Origin of the sequence: Streptosporangium sp. NPDC006013, from assembly GCF_040614275.1 — a bacterium.
In the GTDB taxonomy this organism is placed as follows: domain Bacteria; phylum Actinomycetota; class Actinomycetes; order Streptosporangiales; family Streptosporangiaceae; genus Streptosporangium.
Genome location: NZ_JBEXUE010000385.1, coordinates 1 through 9,790, shown reverse-complemented (window position 1 = coordinate 9,790; position 9,790 = coordinate 1). Strand labels below are relative to the sequence as shown.

9 protein-coding genes are annotated in these 9,790 nt (G+C 70.9%); 3 read left to right on the top strand and 6 right to left on the bottom strand.

Annotated features, from left to right (window positions below):
- Positions 1-104: 104 nt before the first annotated feature.
- The gene (locus ABZ260_RS38515; protein WP_355627323.1) at positions 105-776 is read right to left on the bottom strand and encodes a TrkA family potassium uptake protein; all 672 of its coding nucleotides are present in this window, start codon (positions 774-776) and stop codon (positions 105-107) included.
- Positions 776-1,441 (bottom strand): TrkA family potassium uptake protein, encoded by a 666-nt coding sequence (locus tag ABZ260_RS38510; RefSeq protein ID WP_355557893.1) that lies wholly within the window; start codon positions 1,439-1,441, stop codon positions 776-778. Before ABZ260_RS38510 ends, ABZ260_RS38515 begins: the two co-directional genes overlap by 1 nt.
- Before the next feature lie 116 nt (positions 1,442-1,557).
- Here ABZ260_RS38510 and ABZ260_RS38505 point away from each other — a divergent pair, with 116 nt between their 5' ends.
- Both ABZ260_RS38505 and ABZ260_RS38500 read left to right on the top strand, forming a co-directional pair.
- Positions 1,558-3,597, top strand: a complete 2,040-nt coding sequence (locus tag ABZ260_RS38505) for an APC family permease (RefSeq protein ID WP_355627322.1) — start codon at positions 1,558-1,560, stop codon at positions 3,595-3,597.
- A 66-nt stretch (positions 3,598-3,663) separates the two neighbouring features.
- On the top strand, positions 3,664-4,911 hold the full coding sequence (locus ABZ260_RS38500) for a class I SAM-dependent RNA methyltransferase (RefSeq protein ID WP_355627321.1): 1,248 nt from the start codon (positions 3,664-3,666) through the stop codon (positions 4,909-4,911).
- A 354-nt stretch (positions 4,912-5,265) separates the two neighbouring features.
- On the opposite strand, the gene ABZ260_RS38495 is transcribed toward ABZ260_RS38500, so the two are convergent.
- Positions 5,266-6,108, bottom strand: a complete 843-nt coding sequence (locus tag ABZ260_RS38495) for a hypothetical protein (RefSeq protein WP_355627320.1) — start codon at positions 6,106-6,108, stop codon at positions 5,266-5,268.
- 10 nt (positions 6,109-6,118) lie between these two features.
- Positions 6,119-6,700, bottom strand: coding sequence for a papain-like cysteine protease family protein (locus tag ABZ260_RS38490; RefSeq protein WP_350917162.1), 582 nt, complete (start codon positions 6,698-6,700; stop codon positions 6,119-6,121).
- A gap of 175 nt (positions 6,701-6,875) precedes the next feature.
- Between ABZ260_RS38490 and ABZ260_RS38485 the strand changes: the two genes are divergently transcribed.
- Positions 6,876-7,805: a hypothetical protein gene (locus ABZ260_RS38485; protein WP_350958170.1), complete on the top strand. Its 930-nt coding sequence runs from the start codon at positions 6,876-6,878 to the stop codon at positions 7,803-7,805.
- A 269-nt stretch (positions 7,806-8,074) separates the two neighbouring features.
- On the opposite strand, the gene ABZ260_RS38480 is transcribed toward ABZ260_RS38485, so the two are convergent.
- On the bottom strand, positions 8,075-8,842 hold the full coding sequence (locus tag ABZ260_RS38480; RefSeq protein WP_355627316.1) for a Clp protease N-terminal domain-containing protein: 768 nt from the start codon (positions 8,840-8,842) through the stop codon (positions 8,075-8,077).
- A 66-nt stretch (positions 8,843-8,908) separates the two neighbouring features.
- Positions 8,909-9,649, bottom strand: coding sequence for a hypothetical protein (locus ABZ260_RS38475; protein WP_355627314.1), 741 nt, complete (start codon positions 9,647-9,649; stop codon positions 8,909-8,911).
- Positions 9,650-9,790: the final 141 nt, after the last annotated feature.

Below are 9,790 nucleotides of genomic sequence, written 5' to 3'. Positions count from 1 at the left end.
GTGTGTTCACGATGCCGGCTCCGGTGACTCACCGTGGTCGGGCACATGTTCCCGGCGCCGGTTGTGGAGGTCTCCGGGCCGGTCGGGTGCTCGTGCCTTTCCGCTCAGCGCGGCGCGCGGTGCGGGGACAGGAGTTCGGCCAGCTCCTCCTCGACCTCCTGGCTGGCCACGAACATCAGCTCGTCGCCGGCCTCCAGCGGGTCGTCTGCGGTGGGCACCAGCACCCGGCCCTCGCGCAGGATCGCGACCAGGGCGGTGTCATTCGGCCACGGCACCGAGCCGGCACGGTGGCCGACGACCGGCGCGTCCTCGGGCAGGGTGAGCTCGACCAGGTTGGCCTGGCCCTGGCGGAAGGTCATCAGGCGCACCAGGTCGCCGACGCTGACCGCCTCCTCCACCAGCGCGCTCAGCAGGCGCGGGGTCGAGACGGCCACGTCGACGCCCCACGACTCGTTGAACAGCCACTCGTTCTTGGGGTGGTTGATCCTGGCGACCACGCGCGGCACGCCGTACTCCGTCTTGGCGAGCAGCGACACCACGAGATTGACCTTGTCATCGCCGCTGGCCGCGACGACCACGTGGCAGTCGGCCAGGCCCGCCTCGTCCAGCGAGGAGATCTCACAGGCGTCGGCGAGCAGCCACTCCGCCCGCGGCACGGTGTCGATCTTGATGGCCTTGGGGTCGATGTCGACGAGCAGGACCTCGTGGCCGTTCTCCAGGAGTTCGGCGGCGATCGACCGGCCGACCGCCCCCGCACCGGCGATGGTGACGCGCATCAGTGCCCCTCCTCCGGCGCTCCGGACAGCACCTTGTTGATGCGGTCCATGTCCGCCTCGACCGCCATGACGTGCAGTACGTCCCCCTCCTGCACCACCGAGTCGTTCTTGGGCAGCAGGGTCTCACCGATCCGGTTGATGAACGCCAGGCGGGTTCCCGCGGCCTCCTCCAGCCTCCGCACCGGGGCGCCGATCCAGCCGGGATGGTAGGCCACCTCGATCAGCACCACGCGCCCGCTGGGGTCGCGCCAGAGCGGCTCGGCACCCTCGGGCAGGACGCGGCGCAGGATCTGGTCGGCGGTCCAGCGGACCGTGGCCACCGTGGGGATGCCCAGCCGCTGGTAGACCTCGGCGCGCCGGGAGTCGTAGATCCTGGCCACGACGTTGTCCACACCGAACGTCTCGCGGGCGACCCTGGCGGAGATGATGTTCGAGTTGTCGCCACTGCTCACCGCCACGTAGGCGCCCGCGGCCTCGATGCCGGCCTCTTCCAGGACGTCCCGGTCGAAGCCGATCCCGGTGACCCTGCGACCCCGGAACCCGGCCCGCAGGCGGCGAAACGCCTGCGGGTCACGGTCAATGATCGCGACCGAGTGGCCGCTGTCCTCAAGAATGTGCGCCAGAGTCGAACCCACCCGGCCACACCCCATGATCACGATATGCATGCTCCCCCGCCGGTCGCTGTGAGGCGGATCTTGATTCCCAATGTATTCAGCCAGTATGGCGCCCCCAGGAGCGCCGCGTGAGTGCAGCCGGGTAATAGCGACTAGCATCAGCAGACGTGTCGAAGGTGACGGACCTTGTCAAACGCCTTTTCATCGGGCGTGCGCTACGCAGCACACAGTTACACGAGCAGCTGCTTCCCAAGCGCATCGCACTACCTGTTTTCGCGAGTGACGCGCTCTCCTCGGTGGCCTACGCCCCGCAGGAGATCCTCGTCATCCTCTCGCTGGCCGGAGTCTCCTTCTACAACTTCAGCCCCTGGGTCGCCGTCGCCGTCGTGGTGGTGATGCTCACCGTCGTCGCCTCGTACCGGCAGAACGTGCACGCCTACCCCAGCGGGGGCGGCGACTACGAGGTCGCCACGGTCAACCTCGGCCCGAACGCCGGTCTGACCGTCGCCAGCGCCCTGATGGTCGACTATGTGCTGACCGTCGCGGTGTCGGTCGCCAACGGCGTCGACTACGTGGGGGCCACCATCCCCTACGTCGCCGAGCACAAGCCGCTGGTCGCGATCGCCATCGTCGTCCTGCTGACCCTGGTGAACCTGCGTGGTATCCGGGAGTCCGGCGCGGCCTTCGCGATCCCCACCTACGCCTTCATGTTCGCCGTCCTCGGCCTGATCGTGTGGGGAAGCTTCCGGGTGCTCGTCCTCGGTGACGAGCTGCACGCGCCCACCGCAGGGTACGAGATCGTCGCCGAGCAGTCCAACCTGACCTCCTTCGCGGCGGCCTTCCTGATCCTGCGCGCGTTCTCCACCGGCTGCGCCGCGCTCACCGGTGTCGAGGCGATCAGTAACGGCGTGCCCGCCTTCCGCAAGCCCAAGAGCAAGAACGCCGCGACCACGCTGCTGATGATGGGCCTGGTCGCGGTGACGATGTTCGTCGGCATCATCTCTCTCGGCCTGGCCTCGGGGGTCAAGGTCGCCGACCCCGCGGTCGCCTTCCGGGACGTGCTCATCGACGGGCGGCCCGCCGGGCCCGGCTACTACCAGCAGCCGATCATCTCCCAGGTCGCCGACGCGGTCTTCGGGAACGGCTCGCTGCCCTTCTTCGTCATCTCGGCCGTCACCGCGCTGATCCTGTTCCTCGCCGCCAACACCGCCTTCAACGGCTTTCCCGTGCTCGGCTCGATCCTGGCCCAGGACCGCTACCTGCCCCGCCAGCTGCACACCCGGGGCGACCGGCTCGCCTTCTCCAACGGCATCGTGATCCTCGCGGCCGGGGCCTGCCTGCTGCTGTGGGGCTTCGAGGCCGACGTCAGCCGCCTGCTCAACCTCTACATCGTGGGCGTCTTCGTGTCGTTCACGCTGAGTCAGATCGGCATGGTCCGGCACTGGAGCCGGCACCTGAGAACCGAGACCGACCCGAAGGTCCGCCACCAGATGTACCGCTCGCGGACCATCAACTTCTTCGGCGGCGTCATGACCGGTGTGGTGCTGGTGGTCGTGCTGCTCACCAAGTTCACCCACGGGGCGTGGATCGTCTGCGTGGCCATGCCGGTGCTGTTTCTGATGATGAAGGGCATCCACCGCCATTACGAGAACGTGGCCCGCGAACTCGCCGCCGACGACTCGGTGGTGGACGAGTCGATACTGCCCGCGCGCAACCACGCCATCGTCCTGGTCTCCAAGATCCACAAGCCGACCCTGCGTGCTCTCGCCTACGCTCGCGCCACCCGTCCCTCCAAGCTCGAGGCGATCACCGTGGGAGTGGAGGGTGCGGAGGCCAGAGAGTTGCAGGAGGAGTGGGAGCGGCGCGGCATCCCGGTGCCGCTGAAGACACTCGACTCGCCCTACCGCGAGATCACCCGGCCGATCCTGGAGTACGTCAAGTCGCTGCGCCGCCGTTCTCCCCGCGACGTGGTGAGCGTCTACATCCCCGAGTACGTCGTCGGCCACTGGTGGGAGCACATTCTGCACAACCAGAGCGCGTTGCGGCTGAAGGGCCGCCTGCTGTTCCAGCCCGGCGTGATGGTCATCAGCGTGCCCTGGCAGCTTCATTCCTCCGACCGGCTCAAGGGCCGCCCCGAGCCTCTCGCGCCGGGTGCCGTCCGCCGTCCCCGCCGGGAGGCGGCCCGGGACGAGGACGTCAAGGCATAACCTTTCGTATGCGCTCCTGACCGCAAGGAGGCTCGACCGACGACGAATTCTCTGGGGGCGACGGCCATGATGATCGAACTGACGGTGGGACCGGTTGCGCACGGTGGCTGGTGTGTCGCGCGCCATGACGGCCGGGTCGTCTTCGTGCGGCACGCGCTGCCCGGCGAGCGCGTCACGGCTGAGATCACCGAGGAGACCTCCCGGTTCCTGCGGGCCGACGCCGTCGAGATCCTGGAGCCCTCCGCCGACCGGGTGAGCCCGCCCTGCCCGTTCGCGGGCCCCGGCCGCTGCGGCGGCTGCGACTGGCAGCACGCCTCCCTGGAGGCCCAGCGCCGCCTGAAGGCCGACGTGGTGGCCGAGCAGCTCAAGCGTCTGGGCGGAATCGACTGGAAGGGCGTCGTCGAGGAGGTCCCGGGCGCCCCCGACGGTCTCGGCTGGCGTACCCGCGTCCAGTTCGCCGTCGACCGTGAGGGCGGGCTGGGCCTGCGCCGCCACCGCTCCCACGACATCGAGCCGGTGGACGCCTGCCTGATCGCCCACCCCGAGGTCGAGAACGTCGGCGCCGAGGTGATGAACTGGCGCAACGCCTCCTCGGTCGAGGTCATCGCCTCCTCCACCGGTGACCAGGCGGTCGTGATCGCCCCCAAGCCCCGGCGCACGGTGGCCGTACCCGACCTCGACACGAGCGTGGCCGTCTTCGTCGACGAGGGCAAGGGCCGCAGCCGGGTCGTCCACGGCCGCAACCATCTCGTCGAGCGCGTTGGCGAGCGCGACTTCCAGGTCACCGGCAGCGGTTTCTGGCAGGTCCACCCCGGCGCCGCCGCCACCCTGCTCGACGCGGTCCTGAAGTTCGCCGCGCCGCGGCCGGGCGAGTGGGCCCTCGACCTCTACTGCGGCGTCGGCCTGTTCGCCGCCGGGCTCGCCGAGGCGGTCGGCCCCGAGGGGGCCGTGTTCGGCGTCGAGTCCGAGTCCGTCGCCGTCCGCGACGCGGAGCGTAACCTCCGTGACCTCCCCCAGGCACGCTTCGCCAGGGGGCGGGTGGAGAGCGCCCTCGACCGCTTCGGCATCGAGCGCGCGGACCTGGTCGTCGTCGACCCGCCCCGGGCGGGTCTGGGCCGCGACGTCGTCGACCGCGTGACCACTCTTGAGGCCACTCGGGTCGTGTACGTCTCCTGTGACCCGGCCACCCTGGCCCGTGACCTCGCCTGGTTCGCCGAGGGCGGCTACCGCCTCGCCGACCTGCGCGCCTTCGACGCCTTCCCGATGACCCACCACGTGGAGTGCGTCGCGCTGCTGGTCAAAGGGTCGATCTAGGCTCTAACGGGGGTGAATCGAGAGTGGTTTGCCTGGTCAGGCGGACTCGATTCGGTAAGCCTCCGCCAGGTGAGCACTGATTGTCTCCGGGCTGTTGAGCCCTAAGGTCGGACCGTGCTCCTGGCCGGTAGGCGGGAGGGTCGATCTCTGATGGGATGTCGTGCCCGGGGCCTCGCATCGCCGTGGCGCCCCTCTCGGGGGAGATCAACGGCAGCCACAGCGGGCACATCGAGCTGATGTTCCAGCCCGAGCTGGTCGTGCGCCGCTCCACGGGCTCGGGCCCGCTGGTCAACCGCTGGAACGGCACGGAACGCCCGGCCTCGCGGGCCGGGCGTCCGGTGACGAGCGTGCAGCTCAGATCCGGGAGGTGCGGCGGCGGAGCGGGTGTCCGCCCAACCGGCCCGTGACCCAGGCGGCGAACCCTCCGGCGAGCAGCACTCCCGCGGCCACCACCCAGCCGAGCGGGGCGCCTCCCCGCGCGGGCGGTGTCCCGCCGTCGGCGGAAGCCCCGGGCCCGTAGCCGCCGGCCGTGCCGTTGCGGGCGTACGCGGAGCCGGGCAGTTTGTCGCCGTAGCGACCCGAGACCAGCTTCTGGTAGTCCGCCAGCGGCACGCCGCGCGCCCCGACGGAGGTCGTCGCCTCGGTGTTGAGCGGGACGACCTGGCCGTCCCTGAGCGCGTACCAGGCGTTGATCTGCGGTTCGAGGAAGACCGTGCCCGGCTGTGCGGCGTAGCGCTGCTCGTCGTTGCCGCTGGCGATGTTGCTGACCTGCCAGCCGCCGGTCCGCGAGCGGGTCGTCCAGATCGAGGCGGTCTGGCCGTCGGCCGCGTCGGCCTGGGTGGCGAAGAACGCGAACCGGGAGACCTCCGCCGACTGGCCGGCGACGAAGGCGGGATTGAGGTGGTTGACGGCCACGGTCTGCTCGGTCACCTTCGCGGTGATCGGCGCCACCGCGCTGGTGTCGGCCCCGGGCGGGGCTCCCTTGGTGGCGAAGAACCTGCCAAGCGTCTGCTGGACGCTCGGGGCCGAGGCGGCGGCGCGGGCGGCCGCCCCGTCGCCGGCCCCGGGTGGTACGGCCTGCAGGGCCGCGGCCTCGGCCGGGCTCTGGGGGGTGGGGTCGCCGGCGGCCGCGTGGGCGAGGGAGGGGGCGAGCAGGAGGGATCCGGCCAGGGCGAGAACCGTTGTGATGTGCTTCATAGGAGCCTCCTCACGCGCCGATGTAGTTGAGGGAGTGGGTCCAGGAGAAGGACCCGTTGCCGACGTAATAGTTGTAGCTCGCCCAGTTGTAGCGGGAACTCGACTGCCAGGGATCACCCCAGTAGACCCATGACCCGCTCTGGTCGTAGCCATAGATGGTGTGCATGTGCCCGCCGCCGGAGGACCACTGGATCCGGGTCAGCACCGGCCGGTTGGCGTTCATCTCTCTGATCACCGCGTTGTAGGTCAGGTAGTCGTAGACATAGTTGCCGGGCGAGATGCCGATCTGGCGGAAGGCGTTCTGGTCGTTGGCCAGGGTGGCCTGGTTGTTGGGGCAGCTGGAGTTCATCGAGCGGTTGAAGGCCAGGTTGCAGAACTGGTTCTGGCTGTAGTTGTAGCCGTAGTAGGCGGCCACGGTGTTGCCGGCGGCCGCCCAGCACCAGTTGGTGTACTGCTGGGCCTGCATGGTGATGTTGAGGCGGTAGGCGGCCGCGGCATGGGCGCCGAGGGTGGGCGGCACCAGCCAGGCCGCGGTCGTCAACACGAGCGCGAGGGCCGTGCGCCGGAACCTGCCGGGCGAGAGGTAGGGCATGTCGAGCTCCTGGGGGGAGAAGCCGGTGCTGTTGAAAGGATGGTCGGCTCGACACAGCGGCCGGGCAAGACACGGCCGATCACCCGGCAGGGGCGGTGTGAACGTGGACGTGGAGCACGCCACAAGAGCGCCGCCCCGCGGTGACAGCGTGGTGAAAATCTGTGAACATTCACACATGTCAGGTGATCGTGAACTCCGGGCCGCGCTACGTGACGGACCTTTTCACGTCGCGCTGCGCGTCGCGGTCCAGGCGCGCGGCCTGACTCTGAACCGGCTCCGGCACCGCCTGGGAGAGCGCGGCCTGCGGGTCGGGACGACGAGCCTGAGCTACTGGCAGCAGGGCCTGCGCCGTCCCGAGCGGCCCGAGTCGCTGCGTGCCGTACGCGCGCTGGAGGAGATCCTCATCCTGCCGCCGCGCTCGCTGATGGAACTGCTCGGCCCGCCCCGTCCACGCGGCCGCAGCAGCCCGCCGACACCGGGCGCGGTGTCCTACTCGTCGATTCTGGAGCCGGCCCGCGCCCTGTCGACGCTGCTGGAGAGCCTGGACGGGGTGGCCGACGACCGGCGCCTGCACATTGTCGGGATGCACGAGACGCTGCGGATCGGGGCGGATCGCAGCATCACCCGGCGCGAGACGCTCCAGGTGATGCAAGCCCATGAGGACGCCGCCGACCGCTACATCATGATCTACTGGGGCGATCTGGGCTGCGACGTGGAGCGGGTCCGGGTCCGGGCGCTGGAGGACTGCCGCGTCGGCCGGGTCCGCCGCGACGGGCCGGCCGCCCTGGTGGTGGCCGAGCTGCTGTTCGACCGGGCGCTGCGGACCGGGGAGACCCAGATGATCCGCTACGAGATGGCCGATCCCAGTGGCGCGGAGGCCCGGGAGTACGAGCGGGGTTTCCGCTTTCCCAGCGGCCAGTACATGCTGCGGGTCGGCTTCGACTCCGCGGCGCTGCCGGTCCGCATCCACCGCTTCGCCCGCCGCGGCTTGGGCACCGACGAGCACGATCGCGGCGAACTCACCCTCAACGCCCAGCACGCCGTCCATCTCGTCGCCGGCCCCCTCCAGGCCGGCCTGGTCGGCGTCCAGTGGGATTGGGGCTGACCCGACGTGATCATCCCGCCTGGCTGAGGACACATGAAAGAGCGCCCCGCCTGCTCTCCGCGAGGAGGACGAGTGGGGCGTTCGTCTGTGGGGGAGGGCCTCGACGGGGTGAGGCCGCCGGCGTCTGCGGCGCCGAGCGCGCCGACGGCCAGGCCGGAGAGCACGCCCATGATCGCACCCGAGCCCGTGCCCACGAGTACGCCGACGAGTACGCCCACGGCCAGGCGCGCGATCACGGCTGCGGCCGCGTGCACGGTCGCGCTCACCGGCTACGCCTCGTCCGCGAGGCCGAGGTGCTCCTCCAGCCGGTCGAGCCTGCGCAGGACGGGACGGAGCTCCTCGCGTACGGCCGCCGACAGTGCGCTCGCCGCGTCGGCGGGCTGGGCCGGGACGACGGAGGCGGTCTGGGTCTGCGCGCGCAGGTGGACATAACCGGCGAGGGCCGCCGCGACCGCACGGCGGGTCAGCCGGTGCTCGGCCCCCAGCTCCCGCAGGACATGCCCGGCCACTCCCTCCGGTTCGGCGATCAGCCCGAGAAGCAGGTGTTCGCAGCCGATGTAGTTGTGGCCGAGCGAGGTGGCCTCGGTGACGGTCATCTCCAGGGCCGCCGCCGCGGGCGCCCCGAAGGCGAGCTCGGCATCGCCGATGGTCGCGGCCGGGGCGGCGGGGCTCGGCCGGTCCAGCCGGCGCCGCACCTCCTCGGGGTCGATCTCCAGGGCGCCCAGGACCTGGAGCGCTAGATTGCTCCCCTCGGCGAGCATGCCGCCCAGCAGATGCTCGGTGCCGACCTCGGCCGCGCCCAGGGCCCGAGCCTGCTCCACCGACAGCTTGATCACGGACCGGGCCCGCGGGGTGAAGTGGGGGAAGCGCGCCGCCAGGTCGTCGAGGTCGGGGGCGCTGAGCGCCGTCTCGCGGATGGAGGTCACCCGCCGTACGGCCTGCTCAAGTGCCCGCTGGCACACGGCGGAGACCGGCACGCCGGCTCTCTTGACCGCCTCGGCCAGTTCGTCCGGCAGGTAGACGTTGATCTTCGGCATCACATCTCCCCTTGAGGGTTATGGAAGGGTTATAACCCATAGATAACCCCAAAGGGGAGTGATTGTCTAGTGTGCCGCGCCGGTGAGGAACCGGGTGATGCCGGGGGCGAGGGCCGCGCCCCTGGCGGAGAGCCATGCCAGGTTGTTGCGGCTGGTGAAGGCGGCGAGTCTGCGGGCGTCGAGCCGGGTGAGATCGCCGGACCTGGCCAGCACGGGTGTCAGGGCGATCCGGTTCCAGGCGGCGCGCTCCCCCAGGGAGCGGGCTATCTGCGGATGCGCGGCGCGGACGGCGGAGGCGATCGGGTGCAGGCGGCCTCCGGAACCGGGGGAGGTGCCAACGGGGGCGAGCAGGTTGACGGTGGCGATCTCGACGCCTTCCGCCCGGGTGACCCGGAGCAGCTCCTGGTCGCCGAGGGCCAGGCCGGTCCCGGTGACCGGGAGGGTGAAGCTGACCGTGAGGGGGCGGCCCTCGCGGGCGGCCTGCCGCTGCAGGGCCGCGATCGCCCTGGCGCGCCGCCGCACGGCGGCGTCACCGGCCGGGGCGTGGACCTCGAAATCGATGTACCTGGCGCCGAAGGCGCCGATCGCCCGGCGGTAGGCGGCGGTGAGCCGGCCGAGGTCCGCGCAGGCGGTGGCGAGTTCGCGTCCGGCGGGGCCACCGAAGGCGAGGCCCGCGTCCCCGCCGGCGGCGCGCAGGGGGCCGAGCCGGTTGGCGACCGGATTGCGTCCCTGTCCCTGGAGCCCGCCCCAGCGGGGGACGCAGCCGCTGCGCCCGGCGGTGAGGTGGCCGAGCGTGAACCAGCGCACGCGGCTCTTCCTGGCCGCCTTGGAGAGGTTGAAGCGCGGGTCGTGGGGCGAGGATCGGATCGACCCCGGCGGGCGACAACCGTCCGCCGGCCGAGCCCTGTGGATCACGCGCCATGGCACGCTAGCCGGGCATGCCGTAGA